The organism is Gordonia sp. PP30, from assembly GCF_023100845.1.
In the GTDB taxonomy this organism is placed as follows: domain Bacteria; phylum Actinomycetota; class Actinomycetes; order Mycobacteriales; family Mycobacteriaceae; genus Gordonia.
Genome location: NZ_CP095864.1, coordinates 2,110,643 through 2,131,793, shown reverse-complemented (window position 1 = coordinate 2,131,793; position 21,151 = coordinate 2,110,643). Strand labels below are relative to the sequence as shown.

General features: G+C 66.9%; 24 protein-coding genes. 10 read left to right on the top strand and 14 right to left on the bottom strand.

Annotated features, from left to right (window positions below; all coding sequences use genetic code 11):
* The first annotated feature begins 19 nt into the window (after nucleotides 1-19).
* Nucleotides 20-1,078 carry an IS630 family transposase gene (locus tag MYK68_RS09785; protein WP_247864479.1) on the top strand — a complete coding sequence of 353 codons (1,059 nt, stop codon included), beginning with the start codon at nucleotides 20-22 and terminating at the stop codon, nucleotides 1,076-1,078.
* A gap of 40 nt (nucleotides 1,079-1,118) precedes the next feature.
* On the opposite strand, the gene MYK68_RS09780 is transcribed toward MYK68_RS09785, so the two are convergent.
* Entirely contained in the window at nucleotides 1,119-1,745 is a 627-nt protein-coding gene (locus MYK68_RS09780; RefSeq protein ID WP_006896187.1) for a TetR/AcrR family transcriptional regulator, read from the bottom strand.
* A 114-nt stretch (nucleotides 1,746-1,859) separates the two neighbouring features.
* Here MYK68_RS09780 and MYK68_RS09775 point away from each other — a divergent pair, with 114 nt between their 5' ends.
* A complete protein-coding gene (locus MYK68_RS09775; protein ID WP_006896186.1) occupies nucleotides 1,860-2,336 on the top strand; it encodes a PaaI family thioesterase in 477 nt (158 codons plus the stop codon).
* On the opposite strand, the gene MYK68_RS09770 is transcribed toward MYK68_RS09775, so the two are convergent.
* On the bottom strand, nucleotides 2,333-3,352 hold the full coding sequence (locus tag MYK68_RS09770) for an IS481 family transposase (protein WP_168699674.1): 1,020 nt from the start codon (nucleotides 3,350-3,352) through the stop codon (nucleotides 2,333-2,335). The genes MYK68_RS09775 and MYK68_RS09770 overlap by 4 nt on opposite strands.
* Nucleotides 3,353-3,530: 178 nt before the next feature.
* Between MYK68_RS09770 and MYK68_RS09765 the strand changes: the two genes are divergently transcribed.
* Complete coding sequence (locus tag MYK68_RS09765; protein WP_247867799.1) at nucleotides 3,531-3,917, top strand: hypothetical protein; 387 nt, start codon at nucleotides 3,531-3,533, stop codon at nucleotides 3,915-3,917.
* Here MYK68_RS09765 and MYK68_RS09760 read toward each other — a convergent pair.
* Genes MYK68_RS09760 through MYK68_RS09750 form a run of 3 tightly spaced genes read right to left on the bottom strand, consistent with a single transcriptional unit; the run spans nucleotide 3,908 to nucleotide 8,299 of the window.
* Nucleotides 3,908-6,148 carry an MMPL family transporter gene (locus tag MYK68_RS09760; RefSeq protein WP_247867798.1) on the bottom strand — a complete coding sequence of 747 codons (2,241 nt, stop codon included), beginning with the start codon at nucleotides 6,146-6,148 and terminating at the stop codon, nucleotides 3,908-3,910. The two genes, MYK68_RS09765 and MYK68_RS09760, sit on opposite strands and share 10 nt — an antisense overlap.
* Nucleotides 6,149-6,187: 39 nt before the next feature.
* A complete protein-coding gene (locus tag MYK68_RS09755; RefSeq protein ID WP_247867797.1) occupies nucleotides 6,188-7,705 on the bottom strand; it encodes an MDR family MFS transporter in 1,518 nt (505 codons plus the stop codon).
* Nucleotides 7,706-7,732: 27 nt separating this feature from the next.
* The gene (locus MYK68_RS09750; RefSeq protein ID WP_247867796.1) at nucleotides 7,733-8,299 is read right to left on the bottom strand and encodes a TetR/AcrR family transcriptional regulator; all 567 of its coding nucleotides are present in this window, start codon (nucleotides 8,297-8,299) and stop codon (nucleotides 7,733-7,735) included.
* A 191-nt stretch (nucleotides 8,300-8,490) separates the two neighbouring features.
* Here MYK68_RS09750 and MYK68_RS09745 point away from each other — a divergent pair, with 191 nt between their 5' ends.
* Nucleotides 8,491-9,138, top strand: coding sequence for an NAD(P)-dependent oxidoreductase (locus tag MYK68_RS09745; RefSeq protein WP_247867795.1), 648 nt, complete (start codon nucleotides 8,491-8,493; stop codon nucleotides 9,136-9,138).
* Between the two features lie 181 nt (nucleotides 9,139-9,319).
* Nucleotides 9,320-10,306 (top strand): hypothetical protein, encoded by a 987-nt coding sequence (locus MYK68_RS09740; RefSeq protein ID WP_247867794.1) that lies wholly within the window; start codon nucleotides 9,320-9,322, stop codon nucleotides 10,304-10,306.
* A gap of 102 nt (nucleotides 10,307-10,408) precedes the next feature.
* On the opposite strand, the gene MYK68_RS09735 is transcribed toward MYK68_RS09740, so the two are convergent.
* Entirely contained in the window at nucleotides 10,409-10,600 is a 192-nt protein-coding gene (locus MYK68_RS09735) for a hypothetical protein (protein ID WP_247867793.1), read from the bottom strand.
* Nucleotides 10,601-10,788: 188 nt separating this feature from the next.
* On the opposite strand from MYK68_RS09735, the gene MYK68_RS09730 reads away from it, so the two are divergent.
* Both MYK68_RS09730 and MYK68_RS09725 read left to right on the top strand, forming a co-directional pair.
* The gene (locus tag MYK68_RS09730; RefSeq protein ID WP_247867792.1) at nucleotides 10,789-11,640 is read left to right on the top strand and encodes a glycoside hydrolase family 16 protein; all 852 of its coding nucleotides are present in this window, start codon (nucleotides 10,789-10,791) and stop codon (nucleotides 11,638-11,640) included.
* 70 nt (nucleotides 11,641-11,710) lie between these two features.
* On the top strand, nucleotides 11,711-13,120 hold the full coding sequence (locus tag MYK68_RS09725) for an acyl-CoA synthetase (protein WP_247867791.1): 1,410 nt from the start codon (nucleotides 11,711-11,713) through the stop codon (nucleotides 13,118-13,120).
* 17 nt (nucleotides 13,121-13,137) lie between these two features.
* Here MYK68_RS09725 and MYK68_RS09720 read toward each other — a convergent pair whose 3' ends face one another.
* Nucleotides 13,138-13,743, bottom strand: coding sequence for a CGNR zinc finger domain-containing protein (locus MYK68_RS09720; RefSeq protein WP_247867790.1), 606 nt, complete (start codon nucleotides 13,741-13,743; stop codon nucleotides 13,138-13,140).
* Between the two features lie 59 nt (nucleotides 13,744-13,802).
* Here MYK68_RS09720 and MYK68_RS09715 point away from each other — a divergent pair, with 59 nt between their 5' ends.
* The 3 genes from MYK68_RS09715 to MYK68_RS09705 all read left to right on the top strand — a co-directional run bounded on the left by MYK68_RS09715 (nucleotide 13,803) and on the right by MYK68_RS09705 (nucleotide 15,558).
* The gene (locus MYK68_RS09715) at nucleotides 13,803-14,276 is read left to right on the top strand and encodes a VOC family protein (RefSeq protein WP_247867789.1); all 474 of its coding nucleotides are present in this window, start codon (nucleotides 13,803-13,805) and stop codon (nucleotides 14,274-14,276) included.
* On the top strand, nucleotides 14,260-15,126 hold the full coding sequence (locus tag MYK68_RS09710) for a pyridoxamine 5'-phosphate oxidase family protein (protein ID WP_247867788.1): 867 nt from the start codon (nucleotides 14,260-14,262) through the stop codon (nucleotides 15,124-15,126). The genes MYK68_RS09715 and MYK68_RS09710 overlap by 17 nt, the downstream gene beginning before the upstream one ends.
* Nucleotides 15,127-15,213: 87 nt before the next feature.
* A complete protein-coding gene (locus MYK68_RS09705) occupies nucleotides 15,214-15,558 on the top strand; it encodes a carboxymuconolactone decarboxylase family protein (protein ID WP_247867787.1) in 345 nt (114 codons plus the stop codon).
* Nucleotides 15,559-15,589: 31 nt separating this feature from the next.
* On the opposite strand, the gene MYK68_RS09700 is transcribed toward MYK68_RS09705, so the two are convergent.
* From MYK68_RS09700 to MYK68_RS09670, 7 genes are all read right to left on the bottom strand, one after another.
* Entirely contained in the window at nucleotides 15,590-15,910 is a 321-nt protein-coding gene (locus MYK68_RS09700; RefSeq protein ID WP_283255293.1) for a metal-sensitive transcriptional regulator, read from the bottom strand.
* Nucleotides 15,907-18,150 (bottom strand): heavy metal translocating P-type ATPase, encoded by a 2,244-nt coding sequence (locus MYK68_RS09695; RefSeq protein WP_247867786.1) that lies wholly within the window; start codon nucleotides 18,148-18,150, stop codon nucleotides 15,907-15,909. Before MYK68_RS09695 ends, MYK68_RS09700 begins: the two co-directional genes overlap by 4 nt.
* Nucleotides 18,151-18,173: 23 nt before the next feature.
* The gene (locus MYK68_RS09690; RefSeq protein ID WP_247867785.1) at nucleotides 18,174-19,070 is read right to left on the bottom strand and encodes a DUF8832 domain-containing protein; all 897 of its coding nucleotides are present in this window, start codon (nucleotides 19,068-19,070) and stop codon (nucleotides 18,174-18,176) included.
* Entirely contained in the window at nucleotides 19,067-19,273 is a 207-nt protein-coding gene (locus MYK68_RS09685) for a heavy-metal-associated domain-containing protein (protein ID WP_247867784.1), read from the bottom strand. The genes MYK68_RS09690 and MYK68_RS09685 overlap by 4 nt, the downstream gene beginning before the upstream one ends.
* 169 nt (nucleotides 19,274-19,442) lie before the next feature.
* Nucleotides 19,443-19,775, bottom strand: coding sequence for a hypothetical protein (locus MYK68_RS09680; RefSeq protein WP_247867783.1), 333 nt, complete (start codon nucleotides 19,773-19,775; stop codon nucleotides 19,443-19,445).
* Complete coding sequence (locus tag MYK68_RS09675; protein WP_247867782.1) at nucleotides 19,765-20,328, bottom strand: hypothetical protein; 564 nt, start codon at nucleotides 20,326-20,328, stop codon at nucleotides 19,765-19,767. Before MYK68_RS09675 ends, MYK68_RS09680 begins: the two co-directional genes overlap by 11 nt.
* Nucleotides 20,329-20,349: 21 nt before the next feature.
* Nucleotides 20,350-21,060: a hypothetical protein gene (locus MYK68_RS09670; protein WP_247867781.1), complete on the bottom strand. Its 711-nt coding sequence runs from the start codon at nucleotides 21,058-21,060 to the stop codon at nucleotides 20,350-20,352.
* Between the last annotated feature and the right edge of the window lie 91 nt (nucleotides 21,061-21,151).

Below are 21,151 nucleotides of genomic sequence, written 5' to 3'. Positions count from 1 at the left end.
GGGGTTGAGAGAATGGGTTATGGCGAATTCTCCGGCCCCGGCACTGGAATTGCGTGAGGGCGATGATGTTGAGCTTGATCGGTTGCTGCGATCGACCTCGACGCCGGCTGGCGTGGTGAGGCGGGCGCGGATCGTGGCGCTGGCCGCTGAGGGGTGGGCGAACTCGCATATCAGCGACGTCGTCGGGGTGTCGATCCCGACGGTCCGCAAGTGGCGGTACCGGTACCTGCACGACGGGATGGCCGGCTTGCTCGATGCTGATCGGCCCGGCCGGCCCCGGCATATCGATCACGCCGACATCGTGTCGGCCACGTTGATGCCGCCTCCGAAGAAGTACGGGGTCACGCACTGGTCCTCACGGTTGCTCGCCGCCCATCTCGGGGTCGGGAACGCCACGATCGCACGCGCGTGGCGCGAGTACGGTGTGCAGCCGTGGCGGTCGGGAACCTTCAAGTTCTCCACCGACCCGGAGCTGGCCGGGAAGGTCACCGACGTCGTCGGCCTGTATCTGGAACCGCCGGAGAACGCGATCGTGCTGTGCGTCGACGAGAAGTCGCAGATCCAGGCCCTGGACCGGACCGCGCCGATGCTGCCGATACGGCCCGGGCAGATCGAACGCCGCACTCATGACTACAAGCGGCACGGCACGACCACGTTGTTCGCCGCCCTGGACATCGCGACCGGCCAAGTGACCGGCGCAGTCAAGCCACGGCATCGTCACCAGGAGTTCCTGTCGTTCCTGCGACAGATCGACCGCACCTACCCCGGCCAGGAACTGCACCTGGTGATGGACAACTACGCCACCCACAAGAAGGCCGAAGTCCGCGACTGGCTCGTCCAGCACCCGAACATGCACGTGCACTTCACCCCGACCTCCGGATCCTGGCTCAACCTCGTCGAGGTCTGGTTCGGCATCATCGACCGGCAAGCGATCCGCCGTGGCGTATTCACCTCAGTCAAAGACCTCAACGCGAAGATCCGGGCATTCATCAGCGGCTGGAACGACCGCAAACACCCCTTCGTCTGGACCAAGACCGCCGACGACATCCTGAAGAAAGCCCAACCGAAAACTAACTAAAGACACGCGGCACTAGCAGTACCATAGATGGGGGAGGAGGTCAGGAGGTTTGGTGTCGCCGGTGGGCCATGAGGAAATCGTCGACAAGCTGTTCGAGATCGCCAACGGTCATCGACCGAATGCCCGTGAGCTTGGCAAAGACAAGGGGGCCCGCCAGTTGAGTGACTGCCATGGTCAAATCGAGGTCGCCGAGCTCCGCCGTGGCCACGTCACTCGTCAAAACTCGATCGAATGGTTCTCGATACTGCTCGACGACTCGACGACGCAGTGGCGCGAGCGCGTTCTGATCCCCGTCGGATTGCCCGGATTGCCGGGGCTGCTCGGGAAGCATTGCCAACCATGCCAGCGTCGTCAACTGCAGCGGTGCCTGCTCAATAAGCTCAGCCTGCCGCTGCATCAGCTTCAGCAGGTCATCACGGATCGACGTCGTCGTCTCGGGGGTCTCGGCCTGAGGCAACAATCGCTCGAAGGCAGCCGCCACCAGATCTGTGGAGCTCTCGAAGTGACGATACAAGGTGGTGCGAGCAACACGAGACAGTCGAGTGACCGCCTCCACGGTAACGGCTTCGACCCCGCCACTGTTCAGCAAGGTCACCGCAGCATCCAACAAACGCTGACGCGACCGAACCCGCCTCGGGTCAACATCGTCGGAATCGATGGTTTCCACCTGGCCACTCCCTATATAGCCAAAATCACGAACCCCTGACTGCACAACAATACCGTCGGTAACAGAGCGAAACTGCCAGTGGCGGTACCGATTGAAGGCTCAGAAAGGTCACTTATGAGGGGCGACAAACCACTACCAGCACACGCACCATGGTGCATGGGATGCGGCGAAGACAACCCCAATGGCCTGCACCTCGAGGTACACCTGCACGGCGACCACGTCTACGCCGACCTGCAATTCGACGAGCGCCACTCAGGAGCCCCGGGACTCGCCCACGGCGGAGCCATCTCAGCGGCATGCGATGACATCATGGGTTTCACCCTGTGGATCGCCGAGACACCCGCAGTCACCCGAACCCTCACCGTGGAGTATCGACGCCCGGTCCCACTGCACACCCCCGTGCACATCACCGCCTCCCTCGTCGACGAAACCGACCGCGCGCTCTTCATCGAAGCCAACGGTACTGTCGGCGACACAACCTATTTCGCCGCAGAAGCGGTCTTCGTAAAGGTCGACTTGAGTCATTTTCTTCGTCACGGAGACTGGGGCGCCACAGCAGACCTCATCACCAGATTCTTTCAGGCCGACTAGCTGTACTGACCCGACAGGTTGGGTACGCGGTCGGCGGGTGAGTTGCCTCGGAGTGCGGTGTGGCCGCGTTCGTGATTGTAGATGCGAAGGAACTCGGGGAAGGCCGCGACGCGTTCGGTTTCACTGAGGTAGGGACGGGCGTAGGCCCATTCCTCCTGCAGGGTCCGGTTGAATCGTTCGACCTTGCCGTTGGTTTGCGGCCGGTACGGTCTGGTCCACTTGTGCTTGATCTTGTTGTCGTGCAACAAGTCCCGAAATATGCGGGACCGGTAACACGACCCGTTGTCGGTCATCACTCGCGCGGTGGTGACACCGATCGAGGCGAAGTGCGCCAACGCCCGAGTCATGAACGCGGTCGCGGTTTCCTTCTTCTCATCAGCGAGGATCTCGGAGTAGGCGTAGCGGGAGTGGTCGTCGACGGCGTGATGCAGATACGCGTACCCCAGGTTGGGGCGGCCAGCAACTTTGCGGGTTCGTCCAGGCTCGCGGTGGGCACTGGAGTTGCGGGTGCCCTGGGCGCGGCCGTGTACGCGATGTCCACCGCCGTCGGGGATTCTGCCGAGCTTTTTGATGTCGACGTGGATCAAGTCTCCGGGCGCTTGGTGTTCGTACCGGCGAATCTCGCGTCTGCGGGCACGTACCGGCGCCCCGGTTGCCGGGTCGATCCACGACAGTCGTAGGCAGCCGTAGCGGGTGAGGATGCGGTGCACCGTGGAGACGTTCAACCCCAGGTGGTATCCGATCCGGGCTGGCCCCCAGCGGCGGGAGACGCGTAACCCGACGACCCGGCGTTCCCGGCGCCGGCTGGTGCGATGCGGACACGATCGGGGCCGGCTGGACCGATCACCCATTCCGGCCGGCCCGTGGTCGCGGTAGCGATCCGCCCATCGCTTGGCCGTGGTGACTGACACGTTGAACCGGTCAGCTGCGCGGCGCAGTGGCCACCGGTCGTCCACAACACACCGAGCCAGACGCAACCGGCCAGTCGGGGACAGCGGTGAATTACGGTGGGACATGAAGACCTCCGGGTTGAGGAGCGGTTCTTAGACAGCTCCACACCTCACTCGGAGGTCTTCCCTATGTCACGTCGACTCGCCGAACTCTGTACCTAACGTTCCGGGTCAGTACAACTAGCGACCGCCAGGCACGCCACCAAGCAGAAGAGTCGCCCCGCATCCACCAGCTGGCCCATCCTTGCGCACCCGCATTGAGATCCATGCCCGCTGTGACGATCTGAAGGAAGCGTCGGCGCCCAGCCGGAGTCGGCCTCCCCCACGCACGGCCGGCAAGGCGCAGCGCTGCGAGGCCGATACCGATCGCCGCCAGACCCAGCAGCAGGTAGAAGACGGCCGCCAACCACGTCATCCCGACGAACCCGACCGGTCGGATTCCGGCGGGCGGTATCACGGTCCCCACCCCGACGGCGACGAGTGCCATCACCCAACCCAGTCCGAGGACGACGTCGATGGTGAGTGCCGATCGGCCATGCACCCCGGTGGCCCGGACGAGCCGACGATGAAGCAGGTAGTGAACCAGTCCGAGGACAACCGCGGCGATGGCGAGCTGCACCATCAGGGTTGACCGCTCGCCGATACCGCAACTGCCTCAGCATCGTTCGCAGGTTGGGCCAGCTTGCGGATGGCGGTGCCTTCCACGTCGACGTTCGGCAGGATCCGGTCGAGCCATGACGGCAGCTTCCATGCCCGTTCGCCGAGCAGCGTGATCACCGCTGGTACGACGATCATGCGAATGATGAAGGCGTCGAAGAAGACTGCTGCGGCCAGTGAGAAGCCCATCATTCTTGCGAAGGTGTCGGGTGCGAGCATGAATGCGACGAACACCGAGATCATGACGACCGCTGCCGAGGTAACCACTCGCGCGCCGTGCTGGTAGCCGATGATGATCGAGTCTTTCGGGGACCTGCCGTGCACGTACTCTTCGCGCATCCGCGTCACGAGGAAAACTTGATAGTCCATCGCCAACCCGAAGACGACACCGACCAGGAAGATCGGAATGAACGAGTTGAGGGGGCCGGGATGCTCGATGAGGCCGAAGTGGCCCTCCTGGAAAATGAACACGGCCGCCCCGAACGTGGCGCACACCGAGAACAAGAACCCCAGTGTTGCGATCAGCGGCACGAGTATCGAGCGGAACACGATCATCAGAATGATGAACGCCAGTCCGACGACCAGGACCAGGAACGGTATGAGCGACGAACTCAGTTTCGAGGAGATGTCGGACATGATGGCGGTCTGGCCGCCCACATGAATCTCCGCGCCGCCGGGCGCCGACGATCCGATGCCTCGGATCTGTTCCATCAGATGATGGGTGGCCTCACCACTGGGCGACTGCTCGGGAGTGACGGTGATCAGTGCCGCGGTGGCACCTTCCTGGTTTTGAGCGGGATTGGGGCCGTTGCCGATCCACTGAATCTGGTTGGGGTTGGCCACGTCGGCGAATGTGGCTATCTGGGCGACCACAGTGTCGGCCGCCGGTGCGATGTCTCCGCCGTCGGCGTCGCTGACGGTCACGAGGAGCGGACCATTGATACCTTCACCGAAGCCGCGTTTGAGTAGTTGGGTGGCGGCGTATTCGCTGTTGGTGGTGGTGTCCAGGCCGAGTTGCAGATTGGACATCGGTATCGCGGCGATAGCGAGCAGCGCCAGGCCGGCCACAGCTGTCGGCCATGGGTGGCGGGTGATGACGCGGGCCACGCGCAGGCCGTTGGACGGCTGGTCGTCGGTTTCATCGCCGTGCCGAATGCCGGGGATCCGAGGAGTGAAGGCGAAGCGGCCGAACACCCCGAGCAAGGCGGGTATCAACGTGATGGCGCCGAGGACCGCTATCAGGATAGCCACCGCGGCGGCGAGACCCATCTGTGTGACGAAGGGGATGCCGACGATCGACAGAGCGGCCACAGCGATCATCACGGTGAGCCCGGCGAACATCACCGCCGACCCAGCCGTGCCAACCGCTCTGCCCACCGCGAGTTCTCGATCATTACCTTGGTTGAGTTCGGTTCGGTACCGCGACACGATGAACAAGGCGTAGTCGATCGACACGGCGATACCGAGCATGGTGATGATCGCTGTAGCACTGGATTGGATGTCGAATACGGCCGCGCTCAGTGTGAGCAGCAGAATGCTGATGCCGACACCGACGATGGCAGTCAAGATCGGTATGAATGCCGCAACCAGAGCGCCGAACGCGACGATCATCACCACGAATGCGACTGCGAATCCGAGCAATTCGGCGGCACCGCCGGCTTCCATCACTTGCATCAGCGAGCCCGTGCCCTCAACAACGAGGCCGTCACCGCGGTGCTCGGCAAGTAGCGCTTCGAACTGATCCTTGTCGTCGGCGGTCAGATCATCGGCAGGGATGTTCTGGCGGACCTGGATCAGGCCGACCTTGCCGTCGTCGCCGAGGACGGTGGCTGCCATCTCGGGTCGAGCTTGCGCCACTGTGACCGGGTTCGCGATCGACTCGGGATCGATCACCCTGGGTAGTGTTCGGGCCTGCTCGACCAGTGCATCGATCTGTTGGGTGTGATTGGCCAGTCCGTCGTCGGCAGCGACCAGGATGCTTGTCGATGCCTTGCTCTGCTGCTCGTTGGCTGCCGGAAAGTCTTCCCGCAGAATCGTCATGGCCCGATCCGAGTCGGTTCCGGGCAGTTCGAAGCTACTGGAGAACTTGGGCTGAATGGCGCCCATGAGAGCACCTAGTGCGACCAATGCCGCCAACCAGGTGGCGACGAACCACCACTTGTTTCGGAAAGCGAAGCGGCCCAAGCGGTATAGAGCCAGTGACATGGTGATGCCTTTCGAAGATCGCTGTCAGATGCGTGGTCGCTACAGACCGGGAGCCGCGGGCGCCGACTGGCCCCGCGCCTTTCCGTGTCTCGGAAGAAACATTGCGGGAATGAAGATGACGGCGGTCAGCGCGAACGCCACCCAGAACGCGAACCCGAACGCGTCGGACAGCAGAGGGCTGACGGTCGACATCGCCTCGGGTGGCACGGAACTGATCTGGTCGGTGCCACCGCCCGACGGCGCGATGCCGTGATCGGTGAGGTTGTGGGTGAAACGCTGGGTCAGTGCTGTCACGAGCAGTGCGCTGCCCAACGATGCGCCGACCTGCTGAATGGCCGACAAGGTCGGCGCCGCCCGTGACACCACGTGCTCAGGGAGGTTGGTATAGGCCGCAGCGATCGTCGGCATCATCACCGCGCCGAGACCCATTCCGCGCACGAACAGTGCCACGCTCAGCCACACGTAGGAGGTGTCGGCGGCCACCTGGGTGAATGGCAAGGTACCGATCAACGCCAGTGTTACGCCCACGGGCACAACCCATCCGGCACCGATTCGGTCGGTGAGCCGGCCGCCGATCACCATCGCGACGATCGCGCCCAGGCCTTGGGGTGCAAGTAGCAGACCTGCGGCGAGCGCCCCCTCCCCACGTGCGGTCTGGTAGTACAGCGGCAGGAGCAGCATGCCGCCGAACATCCCGATCGCGACGAGGAAAACCGCGATCGTCCCGCTCGCGAAGAGGCGGTCCTTGAGTAGGCGGACGTCAATGATGGATGACGGACCCTTGGACAGACTGTGCCAGGTGTAGAGAGCAAGACCGGCCGCGCCGCCGGCGAGCCATGCCCACACCGTCCAGTCTCCGAATCCTCCTCGGGAACTGGCCAGGGACAGTCCGTAGAGCAGGCACACCAGGCTCCCGGACAGTAGAGCGAGGCCGCGGTAGTCGAGCCGTCCGGCATCGTCGAGGGAGCCGCCGGACGGCAGTTTCCAAACGGCGAGTGCGACAGCGAGAATGCCGACCGGAACGTTGACCAGGAAGATCCAGTGCCAACTGGTGTACTCGATGAGAGCGCCGCCGATCACCGGCCCGAATACCGGACCCAGGAGCATGGGGACGCCGATGATGCTCATGGCACGTCCGAGGCGTTGGGGGCCGGCAGCTTTGGCGATGATGGCCTGGCCGCCTGGTAGCAGCATGCCGCCGCCGAGACCCTGAATGATCCGGAAGACGATCAGTGCCTCGATCGACCACGCCGTGGCACACAGAGCCGAGCCGATCGTAAACATCGTGACGGCGGCGATCCAAGTTGCCTTCGGCCCGAAGCGGTCCATCGCCCATCCGGTGATCGGTATGACCAGGGCGACGGCAAGGAGGTAGCCGGTGACCACCCATTGCGTGGTCGACAGCGTCGCATCGAGTTCTTGACTCAATGAGTCCAGGGCGACGTTCACGATCGTGGTGTCGAGGACCACCATGATCATGCCCGCCACGATGACGAGGCCGGTGACTATGACGCTGCGGTCGAGTTTGTCGGCAGACATGGGCGACGGATTGGTCATCTGCAGGTCTCCTGAGGTTCGGTGCAATCACGCGAAAATTGCGGCGGCACCGTCGAATGCCGCGACAAAGTGGTCAGCAAGGCTGGTAGTCGGATCGTCGACGAACGCCTTGAGTGAGATGTCAAACAGCGACAGTGTTGCGGTTGCCGCTGCCCGCGCCTGGAGCTCACTGAGCTGCCCATTGCCCCTCTCCTGTAGGGCCACCGCCAGGAAGTCGGCGAAACGCGCGAACTTGTCGTGCAATGCCTTGTGAAGGCGGGCGTCTGAGGCGATCAGCCGGTGGAGTCGGTCGAGTTCGTCCGGTTTGAAGTTCTTGCTGTCGAGCAGTGCGGTGATCACGCCCTTGATGTCGGTCGACATTCGTCCGGTCGGCCCCCCGGCGCGAAATTCTTTGAGCCGCTCCGGATCTGGGGCGGTCGGAGCCCCTAGAACGGCGTCCATCTTTCCTTCAACGTAGTTGAACAACGTCCGTCGGGATACGCCCGCGCACTTGGCGAGGTCATCCATTGTGAAGCCGTCGAGACCACGCTCCTCGGCCAGATCCAGGGCGCACTGCGTAATGCGCGTAGCGGTCTGTTCGCGGTTGCTCGTCATTGCACTGTTCGACACAAGTGCAAGTCTTGCACTATAATAGTCAAAGTGCAAGCAATGTCGCGGTCACCAATTCACGTGGTGCCACGTGCGGGCGACAATCCTCGCCGGTGAGGCCGATCATCGTCGGTCCCAGTTTGCGCAGCCAGAGACATCAGTCCGATGACCTCGGACAACAGGAAAAGGAGATCGTTATGCGAATCGCAGTACTAGGCGCAACAGGCCGAACCGGAAGCGAGTTCGTCACCCAAGCCCTCGCCGCCGGACACGAGGTGGTCGCCTACGTGCGCCGGCCGGACGCGATGGACACACAATCGAATCTGACCGTCGTCGGTGGGCAACTCGACGACGCCGCCACACTGACCGAAGCCCTCCGGGGATGTGACGCAGTAGTGCTCACCTTGGGCCCGAAGGTTACCGAGTCCAGCAAACCCTTGATGCAGATCGCCGTGCCTACCGTCATCGACGCAGCAGAGAGTGCTGGTGTGCAACGGATTATCGTGATGTCTGCACTCGGCGTCGGAGACACATTCGCAAACACCCGCTACCCATACCGTCTCGGTTGCCGCACGTTCCTGGCCGGAAACTTCCGAGATCACAAGACCGGCGAGGACCAGCTCGTCGACAGCGGCCTGGACTGGACCACCGTGCATCCCGGACCACTGGCCGACGGCCCAGGGACACCGAACCCGCTCATCGTTGATGCATCTACCGGCTACCAGATGCCCCGTGCCCCGCGGACGAAACGAGCCGACGTCGCGGCCGCGATCCTGCGCATGCTCGACGATCCCACCACGGTCGGCAAACAGATGCTGATGACCTCCGCCACGCAGGTCGCGTGACCGCACGCGTACGAAACCACGCTCAACCCTCGGTCAGGCGACGACCACCCAGGTTAGCTCCGCCTCCACCCACTCGTGCAGGAGTCAACCCATGTCCCACCATCCCGATCCCCTCCCCAGTCCGGCGCCTGAGGCCCCACCCGACACCTCAGTCAGACGCACCCTCTCGATCGCGGCCGGAATGACCGCAATCATCGCGATCATCGTCCTGGCATTCTCATGGCCGGCGCTCACGGCCGACCCGCAAGGAATCTCCATCGCCGTCACCGGACCCCAACAAGCGGTATCAACCGTCGAGCAACAACTGTCCTCGAGTGGTGAGATCTACGACGTCACCGTCGTCGATGATCGAGACGCCGTGGTGGCCGGCATCGAATCTCGCGACTACATGGGCGGGATCGTCCTCGGTGCGCAGCCCGAGGTGCTCACCGCATCGGCCAATGGTGCGGTCAATGAGGTTGTCGCGCAACTGGCGACCCCATTGGAGTCGGCGCTCGCTCAACAGTCTGGGGTCCCACCGGGCGGTGAACCCACAGTGACCCTCACCGACGTTGCACCGTTCTCCGACGAAGACCCCAATGGCGCGCTGCTGAACTCGGCGTTCTTCCCGATGCTCTTCGGCGGCATCATCGGCGGCGTCCTCATCTCGACTGTCATCGTCGGAGCGAGGCGACGCATCCTCGCAGTGACGACGTACGCCATCGTCGGCGGAATCGTCCTCGCCAGCATCCTGCAACTCTGGTTCGGGTCGATCCAGGGCAACTACTTACTCAACGTCGGCGCCTTCGCCGTGGCCATCGCCGCTATCGCCGCACCGATGATCGGCTGCGTTGCGCTGATCGGCCGCGCTGGTACTGCAATCGGCCCGGTCGTGATGATGCTGTTCGCCAACCCCATCTCGGGAAGCGCGTTGCCGTCACAGTTCCTCCCCGGAGCATGGGGCGAAATCGGACAGTGGTTCCCACCCGGTGCATCGGCGACGCTGGTCCGTGAACTGTCGTACTTCCCCCAGGCCGACACGACGTCATCGTGGCTGGTACTCGCCGGGTGGATCGTCGGTGGCGTGATCCTCACCGCCGTGGGACACCGCCGATCGGTCAGCGCCCCGCCCAAACCAACTGCCAGCGATGACGGCTACACGAAACCGGTCCCTGCCCTTTCGTCCTGAGGGCAGGTTTCGGAGCCTGCCTCAGCTGGTTTGGACTCGAGACAAAGTGATACGAGTGGTTACCAGTATTCCGTGTGATCACCGCCCTCAAGGCCCAAGCGCTCAGCTGGCGAATCTCGGCACAGCCGGCATCGTCACGATGAGCAGGCCGACCAGGATCACCACCAGGCCACCTTCGACGAGCGCGACGAGAACCGTGCGGACAAATGTCCCTTCCGCGCTGATCGTCTTGTTCCGGAACGTAGGAATCAGACAGAACGGCAACACCGCGAACACCGCGATGCATACCCACACCCTCGGCCCTCCGGGCCCACTCCCTTACATTTCGTCACTGTGACGTTACGTGGGGCGGTCCCTTTTCGGCTGCGGGCAACTTCCGCACGACACCCGGGGCTCCGACTCTCCGGAGGTCGGGTGCGGCCGCCGGCCGGCTGGATCAATCGACTTCTCATACGCCACGAATAGTGTGGTAAGTCTACCCTATGCAAATCTCTCTGAAGTCGGCGCCGCATGGTCTCCTTGTCACCGGGCTCGTCGCCACGGCGCTGTCCCTCAGTGCCGGGTCGGCACACGCCGACACCGCGTTCACCGAGGACTTCAACGGTGCCGCCGGGGCCGCCCCGAACTGCGCCACCTGGAACTACGAGACCGGTGGCGGCGGCTGGGGCAACAACGAGAAGCAGACCTACACCAACTCCCGCCAGAACTCCCGCCTCGACGGCCAGGGCAACCTGCTGATCCAAGCGCGGAACGACGGCGGGAACTGGACGTCAGCGCGGCTGAACACATTCGACAAGTTCACCTTCACCTACGGCACGCTGACGGCGCGGATGAAGATGCCGATGGGCAAGGGCCTGCACACCGGATTCTGGCTGCTCGGTACCGACATCTACAGCGCGGGCTTTCCGCAGAGCGGCGAGGTCGACATCGCCGAGCACATCACCGGCAGCGACTTCGTGCACGTGGGGATCCACGGTCCGACGTCGACCGGCGGCCTGAGCACCGGCTCGCTGGACCTGAGTGCGCTCGGCGGCATCTTTGCGCCGCTCGCCGGCCGGTACCAGAACGGATCCGACGTCAAGAACATCGATCCGTCGCAGTTTCACACCTACGGCGTCACCAAGACCTCGTCGAAGATCAGCTTCCTCTTCGACGGCGCACCGTTCCACACGATCACCAAGTCGTCACTGAGCGCCGATCAGAAGTGGGTGTTCGACAAGCCCGTCTTCATGATCCTGAACCTCGCCGTCGGCGGTGACTGGCCCGGTCCGGTCGACGGTGACACCGCGAACGATGCGACCGTCACCGTCGACTGGATCAAGTACACCCCGTAGGCGAGCGGGCAGAATGTTCGTCAGCGTCGGCGGCTTCCCCGTCCGCCGGCCCGCACGGAACGAGGCAACGATGAACCGCAGCGCACCCGCTCCCTTGCTCACCGCACTGGCGACCGCCGACGGCACCCCCGCGGTGACCGTCGGCGACGACACGCTCACGCGCGCCGAGCTCGCCGGTGCCGCCGCGGCGGTGGCGGATCGGGTCCGCGGAGCAGCGGCCGTCGCCGTCGATGCCACACCGTCACTGGACACCGTCATCGCATTCACCGGCTGCCTCGCCGCCGGAGTCCCCGCGGTCCCCCTGCCGCCGGATTCCGGTCCGGCCGAGCGTCATCACATCCTCACCGATTCCGGCGCGGAGCTGCTCCTCGGCCGGCCCGCCGACGGTGAGGCGATCCCCGCGGTGCCGGTCGACCCGGCGGCCCGCTCCGACGCGTCGTGGCCCGAACCCGATCCCGGATCGACGGCGCTGATCATGTACACCTCCGGCACCACGGGCGCGCCGAAGGGTGTCGTCCTGTCCCGGTCGGCCGTCGCCGCCGGGCTGGACGGACTCGGCGAGGCGTGGCAGTGGACCGCCGACGACACGCTCGTGCACGGGCTCCCACTGTTCCACGTCCACGGCCTGGTCCTCGGCGTGTTCGGCGCGCTGCGGCACGGCTCGCCCCTGGTGCACACCGTGCGGCCGACTCCCGAGGGTTACGCGCGGGCCCGCGGCACCCTCTACTTCGGCGTGCCGACCGTCTGGTCCCGAATCACGGCCGACGAGGCCGGTGCCCGAGCGCTCGCCGGCGCCCGGCTGCTCGTCTCGGGCAGCGCCCCGCTTCCGGTCCCCGTCTTCGAGCGCCTGCGCGACCTGACCGGTCACCCGCCGGTCGAGCGCTACGGCATGAGCGAAACCCTCATCACCATCAGCACCCGGGCCGACGGCGAACGCCGCCCGGGTTGGGTCGGCCTCCCGATCCGCGGCGTGCAGACGCGGCTGGTCGACGACGCCGGTGCGCCCGCGACGCACGACGGCGACGCCCTGGGCCATCTCCAGATCCGCGGCGACACCCTGTTCGACGGGTATCTGAACAACCCCGCCAAGACCGCGGCCGAGTTCGCCGCCGACGGCTGGTTCAACACCGGCGACATGGCCGCGATCGACCCCGGCGGCTTCCATCGCATCGCCGGCCGCACCTCGGTCGACATGATCAAGTCCGGCGGGTTCCGGATCGGCGCGGGCGAGGTGGAACATGCGCTCCTCGCACATCCGGCGGTCGCCGAGGTGGCCGTGGTCGGACTGCCCGACGCCGATCTCGGGCAACGCATCGTCGCCTTCGTGGTCGGCGATCCGGTCGGCGAGCAGGTGCTGTCCGATTTCGTCGCCGCCACGCTGTCGGTCCACAAGCGTCCGCGGGAGATCCGGATGGTGCCGTCGCTCCCCCGCAACGCGATGGGGAAGGTCACCAAGAAGACGCTGATCGGTGAGGGCTGAGCCTCCCCGCCCCTCGCTTACGTCTGCGCCACCCGATCACGCGACCGGGCGGCGTGCGCGGCCACCTTGCTCCGGTTGCCGCAGAGTTCCATGCTGCACCAGCGGCGGCTCCGGCTCCGCGAGGTGTCGACGAACATCAGCACGCAGGTGACGTGATTGGCGCAGCGCCGGATCCGGCCGGCCGCGTCACCGGTGAGCAGCGCCGCCGCGGCGTCGGCCAGGAGCCACGGAAGCCACCGCGTATCCCGGGACAGGTCGATCACCGTCTCGCGGGTCAGGGCGCCGCCGGATGCCCGCCGCAGCCGCGTGCCCGGCGCAGCCACCAGCGCGTCGTTCAGCACGTCCAGTTCGGCGTTCGGCACCGGATCGCCGGCCGCCACCGCGCCGACGACCGCCTTCACCGCCGTCCGCAGCCCGATCACCTGTGCGTACACCGCCGGGCTGATCTCCACCGGAGTGCCGAATCGGGCCGCGAGTCCGGACGCGCCCACCCATGCGGCGAGTGCGCCGGGGCCGTCGAGCAGGTCGGCCGGCGCGCCGCCGATCACCATCACTGTGTTCACCAGGTCCAGCGCCGGGTCACCCGCGAGAAAGACGAATTCCGGATTCCCCTGTCGATCCATTCCTAACCCGCTATACGTTGTTAAGACGGTTAGTCGCCCGCCCGATCTCAGGAGCCATCATGCCACTGCACACCGGCCACATCGGCCTCAATGTCACCGATCTCGATCGTTCGATCGCCTTCTACACCGGCGTCCTCGGCTTCGAGGTGCTCGGCCGGTCCGACGAGGACGGCCAGAAGTTCGCCTTCCTCGGCGACCCGAACGTCGCCTCCGAGGTCTTCCTCGACAAGCTCGCGATCACGCTCTGGGAGCAGAGCGACGGCCGCTTCTCGACCGGGAATCCGGGTCTGCACCATCTGGCCCTGCACGTCGATTCGGTCGACGAGGTCGAGCGGCTGCGGGCCCGCGTGCAGGACGCGGGTGCCGAACTGCTGTACGACGGCGAGATCATTCCGCACAGTGACGCGTTCTCGTCCGGCGGCTTCTTCTTCCTCGATCCCGACGGCCTGCGGCTGGAGGTCTGCGCTCCGGACGGGGTGCCGACCGCCGATGCCGTCGCCGGTGCGACACCCTCCTGTGGCTTCTTCGACTGAGCGGGCGGCCGTCTTCCACGACGGCGAACTCGACGTTCAGCGGCGCGCGGGGCTGACGGCGGAGGCCGCCCGCCTCGCGCGGATGCTGGAGCAGGACGCGTTCAGCCCCGGCATGACGCGGTTCGCCGCGGCGCGGACCTCGGTCTTCCTCACCGCACGCGACGACGCGGGCACCCTGTGGACGACGGTCGTCGTCGGTGATCCGGGCTTCTGCCGGGCCGAGGATTCGGTACTCGCGGTCGGCGCCGCACCGCTCCCGGGCGACCCGCTGCACGCCCTCGCGGCCGGACAGCCGATCGGGGTCCTGCTCATCGATTTCGCCGCGCGCCGGCGACTCCGCGTCAACGGCACGCTCGTGAACTCCGGTGACGGCCTGCGAATCGCCGTCGCCCAGGCGTACGGCAACTGCCCGAAGTACATCCATCGCGAGCTCGCCGAACCCGGCCCGGCCGATGCGCCGCTGCGGTACACCCGGTCCGCCGCCCTCGACGGACGCCAGCGGGACGTCGTCACCGGCGCGGGCACGTTCATCCTCGGCACCACGCACCCGACCGGCGGCCTGGACACCTCGCACCGCGGCGGCGACCCCGGCTTCCTCCGGGCCGACGGCGACGGCCTCTGGTGGCCCGACTACCCGGGAAACAACGTGTTCAACAGTCTCGGCAACATCGCCGTCGACCCGGCCGCCGCGCTGCTCGTCGTCGACGGCGCCGGGTCGCGGCTGCACCTGACCGGCACCGCGTCCCTCGACTGGTCGTCGCCGGCCCTCGCCGACGACGAGACGCCCGCCGCGCGATCGGTGCGTTTCACCCCGGCAGCGTGCGTCGGCGGTGAGCCGGAACCGTCCTAGATCTGGACATTCTCCGCGGACACGTCCGCCGCACCGCGCCCGGCGCCGGACGATGATCGGACCGTCGTCTACCCGCGGAAGGAAGTCATGTCCCACTACCACAACCCCGAGGACTGGTCGCATATCAAGAAGCTCGGGGCCCACAGCCCCGAGTCCTTCGCCAGCTTCCTCGCCTTCGATGAGGCGGCCCTGCGCGGCAAGGACAACGCCATTCCACCGAAGTACCGCGAGCTCATCGCGATCGCGGTCGCGCTGACCACCCAGTGCCCGTACTGCATCGAGGCGCACAGCAAGGCCGCGCAGCAGGCCGGAGCCACCGAGAAGGAGGTCGCCGAGACCGTCATGATCGCGACGGCGCTGCGCGCCGGTGGCGGACTCACCCACGGCCTCCAGGCACTCAAATTCTTCGAGAAGGCCGCCGACAACGACTGATCCGCCACCCGGGAGCCGCGGCTCGTCCGGTTCAGGACCGGACGAGCCGGGCGATCGCCTCGTTGGCCTCTTTCAGCTTCTCCTGGGCGGCCGCGTCGCCGAGCTTGGCGGCGTCCAGCACGCAGTGGCCGAGGTGATCGGACAGCAGGCCGGTGGCCACCCCCTGCAGGGCCCGGGTCACCGCGCTGATCTGGGTGAGGATGTCGATGCAGTACTGCTCTTCCTCGATCATCCGGGTGATGCCGCGGGCCTGACCCTCGATGCGCTTCATCCGGTTGATGTACGCGGCCTTTTCGGAGATGTAGCCGTGATGGCTCTCCGGGTGGGCGCTCTGCTCGGCGGCGTCGGTCATGACGCCGATTCTTCCACGCCGCGGAAGCCGCGCAGCCGCAAACTGTTACCGACCACGAACACGCTGGAGAACGCCATCGCGGCACCGGCCAGCATCGGGTTGAGCATGCCGAACGCGGCGATCGGGATCGCGGCGACGTTGTACGCGAACGCCCAGAACAGATTGCCCTTGATGGTCCGCAGCGTCCGGCGCGACAGCCTGATCGCGTCGACCGCGCCACGCAGGTCACCGCGCACCAGAGTGATGTCCGACGCCTCGATCGCCACATCGGTTCCGGTGCCCATCGCGAGACCGAGGTCGGCCTGGGCCAGCGCGGGGGCGTCGTTCACACCGTCGCCGACCATCGCGACCACTTTGCCGTCGGCCTGCAGGCCCGCGATCACGTCCACCTTGTCGCGGGGCAGCACCTCGGCGATCACCCGCTCGATGCCGACCTCGGCGGCGATCTGCCGGGCGACGGCTTCGTTGTCGCCGGTCAGCAGGATCGGTTCCAGTCCGAGCCCGCGCAGTCCGGCGATCGCCTCGGCGCTCGTCGGCTTCACGGTGTCGGCGACCACCAGGATGCCGCCCGGCCGTCCGTCCCACCCGGCGGCGACCACCGTCTTGCCCTGGGCCTCGAACTCCGCCTTGGCCGCGGCGATCGCCGGACTCAGCGACAGGCCCCGCTCGGCCAGCAGCCGCTCCCGGCCGACCACCACGTCGTGCCCGTCGACGATGCCGCGCACACCCAGGCCCTCCACATTGGCGAAGTCCGCCACGGCGGGCAGCGCACCGGTCTTCCCGGCCGCGCCCGCCGCGATCGCCTGCGCGATCGGATGCTCGGACGCGCCCTCCAGCGCCCCGGCGATCCGCAGCAGGTCATCGCGGTTCACGCCAGGCTCGGCGACGGCGTCGACCAGGGTCATCGCGCCGGTCGTCACGGTGCCGGTCTTGTCGAGCACGACGGTGTCGATGCGGTGGGTCGATTCGAGCACCTCGGGACCCTTGATCAGGATTCCCAGCTGGGCGCCCCGGCCGGTCCCGACCAGCAGCGCCGTCGGCGTCGCCAGTCCGAGCGCGCACGGGCAGGCGATCACCAGCACGGAGACGGCCGCGGTGAACGCGGCGGCGGCCGGGAACCCGGCACCGAGCCAGGCGCCCAGGGTGATCACCGCGAGAGCGATCACGATCGGCACGAAGACCCCGGAGATCCGGTCGGCCAGGCGCTGGACGTCGGCCTTCCCGGTCTGCGCGTCCTCGACCATCTTCGCCATCTGCGCGAGCTGGGTGTCGGCGCCGACGCGGGTCGCGCGCACCACCAGGCGCCCGCTCTGATTGACCGTCGCCCCGGTGACCGGGTCGCCGGGGCCCACCTCGACCGGGACCGATTCGCCGGTCAGCATCGACTGATCGATCGCCGACCGGCCGTCGGCCACCTCGCCGTCGGTGGCGATCTTCTCCCCCGGCCGGACCACGAACTCGTCGCCGGCGCGCAGCTCATCGATCGGGATCCGCACCTCGGCGCCGTCGCGCAGCACCGCGACGTCTTTCGCGCCGAGTTCCAGCAATGCCCGTAGCGCCGCCCCGGCCCGCCGCTTGGACTTCTTCTCGAAATAGCGTCCGAGCAGCAGGAACGTCGTGACGCCCGCCGCGGCTTCCAGATAGATGTTTCCGGCGCCGTCCGACGGCGCGACGGTGAACTCGAACGGGTGCGTCATCCCGGGGGTGCCCGCGGTACCGAAGAACAGCGCGTACAGCGACCAGAGGAAGGCCGCGCCGGTGCCCATCGTGATGAGCGTGTCCATGGTCGCCGCGCCGTGCCGCAGATTGATCCACGTGGCCCGGTGGAACGGCCAGGCTCCCCAGACCACCACCGGGGCGGCGAGCGTCAGCGACAGCCACTGCCAGTACTCGAATTGCAGCGCGGGGATCATCGCCATGGCGATCACCGGCACGGTGAGCACGGTCGAGACGATCACCCGCCGGCGCAGGGAGGCCAGTTCGGCGTCCGCGGGCATCGCCTCGCCGGAGTCCTCCGGGGCCGTCGTCTTCGGTGCCGGCAGTGTCGCCGAATAGCCGGCGCTGCGAACCTCGCTGATCAGCCGGTCAGGGTCGTAGCCGTCGGGCATCTCCACCGCCGCCTTCTCGGTGGCGTAGTTGACCGTGGCGCTGATGCCGTCGAGCTTGTTGAGCTTGCGTTCGATCCGGTTCGCGCACGACGCGCAGGTCATGCCGTCGATGTCGAGTTCGAGCGTCGTCATGGTGTTCTCCTCCTCGCGTGTCGTCACGCCGCGTCGACCACGAAGGCCGCCGTGTGGACCGCGCCGTCGAGCTGGAAGTCCAGGTACAGCAGGTACCGGCCCGCGGTCGGCGCCGAGGCGCTGAACGCGATCTCGGGTCCACCGGTCGCTCCCGGTCCCGGGGTGTCGCCGTGCGGGTGCACGTGCAGGTAGGCGAGGTCGCCCTCGCGCAGCGCCACCAGGTGCCCGAAGGCGCCGAGGTACGGCTGCAGCGTGGTGACCGGTGTGCCGTCACGGGTGACGGTCGCGGTGAGGGTGCCCTGGTGGCCGACCGGCAGATCGCCGGTCAGGGTCACCGTCAGGCCGTCGACCTGGGCGATCCGGCTCGGCTCACCGCGCCACGGGGTGACCTCGCCGGCGACGGTCACCGTGCGGCTCAAGGTCAGCGGCGACGTGTCGTGCCCGCCCGGGACGAAGTCGGCGAACACCCGATAGGTGCCGGCCGCATCCCAGGTCCACGGGAGACTCCACACGCCGGTGGCCGCGTCGAGCGACGGATGTACGTGGCGGAACCGCGCGCCGTCGCTGCGCACGACGATCAGATGCAGGTCCTGCTCGTGCTCGGTGGCGTACGACGTCAGCGGCGTACCGCGGGGGTCGTCGATCCGGAAGCTCAAGGTGCCCGGCTCCCCCACGTGGCCCGGCGCCGACACCGGCCCGAGTATGTAGCCGTCGGCACTGAGCGAGGTGCCCGCGACGGGCGCCGTGGCAGGCGGCGCGCCGTGGTCGTCGTGGTCGTCATGCGTTCCGGGTGACCGGCTCGAATCGGTCCACGCCCGCACGACGCTGTCGGGCACCGCGACGCGCGCGATGCCGAAGGCCACACCGAACGCGACCAGCAGCGCGGCCCCGAAGAGCGCGAGCCGGGTCGGCGCGTTCATCGGTCACGCACCGCCGAGTACCCGGCCTCCTGGACGGCGGCCAGCACGGCGGCGTCGTCGACGTCGCCGGTCACGACCAGCTTGCCGGTCGACGCGCTCACGTCGATCCCCTGCACGCCCGGCACCTCGCCGACCTCTTCGCGGACCGAGGCCTCGCAGTGACCGCAGGTCATTCCGGCGACGGTGTACTCGCTGGTGCTCATGATCGTCCTCTCGTCGTACCCATAGGGGGTATACAAGAGTCAACGGTATACCCCCGCGTGGTATTCCACCAAGGGGCTGAAGCGGATAGCCGACCGACGCCCGGTACGAATCAGCCCATGGCGAGGCGACGCCGAATCGAATCGCGGGCCGGCGCTCAGGGCCGGCGAGTCAGCTCGCGTGGGGTGCTGCGGCCCCTGCACCCGCGCCACCGAAGCCCGACCGCACGACCAATTCGTCGTCGAGTTCTTCGATCGGCAGAACATCGACCGCGAAGCGGTCGCGCAACATCTGCGCGATCCGGTCGAGGTATCCGTGAGCGTTCGGCCCGTTGGCCGTCACCTTGACCGGGTACTCCTCGCCAAGCGGCGCCGGCCAGCCGGATCGTCGTGCGTCCGCCCACGTGAGATCGTCCGGATCATCGCCGAACTGTCCGATCGCAGCGTTCACCTCGTCGGCGGTCACTCCTTTGCCGACGTGATAGGAAACTTCGCTATACCCCACAGCGCCAGCCTACCGCGATGTCCCCACCACTGGAATCACCTACGATCGCCGCGAATTCGCACATCCGGGCCCCGAAAGCCGAGACGGACTCAGCGATCGCGCGCACCACTTGGTCCGCGGTCGCGTCGGTTTGTCGCGTATCGACAAGCCCTCGCCGGCACTTCTCCGAGAGGTCGTCGACCCGGTTAATGAACGTCTTGTGATTGAATCGCGCGACCCCGCGCCCCACACCGGGATGCAGCGTCTTGAACTCCACCGGAACCAAAGTCGGCAGAACCACTGCGTCCGGCGCGCGTCGCCTCTTGAACTCACGTACGGACAGCACGTCGATGCCCCGTGTCCGCAGCCAGCGCGCAATCTCCATCTCGTGCGCCTCGAAGTGTCGCCACCGTTCGTCGGCGGTGTCCGGTGCGATAGCGTTCCGCGCGATCAACTGCTCGGAAGCAAGGATTCGCGCCGGATCGGCCCGCATGCCGCCGCGCTGGGCGATCACCAGCAGGTCGACCGGCAACACCCATTCCTGATCCATCGCCCACGCCGGGGTCCCGTACATGTATCACCGCTGCCGCCGCCGTCAGAACGGATCCGAGATCACGGTGTCGATGATCCGCGGTGACGAGTCGCCCGGATCGCACCACGGGCGGCCGCCCTCGAAGGCCAGCCGCCCGTCGGCCACGCCGCGGCCGATCCCGAGCAACAGCTCGATCACCGGCGCGAGGTCGTCCACCTCGGGTGACGGCGCGCAGAACTCGCCGCCCAGCGGCAGCGGGAACATCCCGATGTCGGTGACGGTCGATTCCGACCAGACCGCCGGACTCCACGGCGAGTCGGCGCACAGGTACTCCGACAGCACGTGCACGATCAGCAGGTCCGGCTCGACGTCGTTCGCGTGGATCCCGTCGCCGTCGATCGCGGCCGTCCACCAGGCGAGACCGTTGACCGGCGCGCAGCCGAGCGGACCGGCGCGACCGAGCGTCGTCTCCCCGAGGGGCGCGCCGAAGATCAGCAGTCCCCGCGGCCCCAGCGCCGCGAGATCGCCCGGGGCCGCCGGCCGCGGCGCGCCGGCCCGGATCGCGACCGTGACGTCGCCGGACAGCCAGGTCGGCGCGGCGCCGACGACCGCTGCCCGCACGGCGGCGAGCATCGCGTCCACCTGCCCGGCGCCCGGCCCCCGCACCTGCGGCATCACCTGCTGGATGCGGCGGTAGCCGCCGGCCAGCTCGTCCCGGATGCGCTCGGTCTCCCTCGGTGCCCAGCGCTCTGTATCTCCCCCGTTGTGTGTCATGCGCAGGACGCTAATCCGGCCGCGACGAACCCGCCACCACGTTGTCCACAGCTGTGGACAACGTACTTGCACGCCGCGGCCGCGGGGAGTA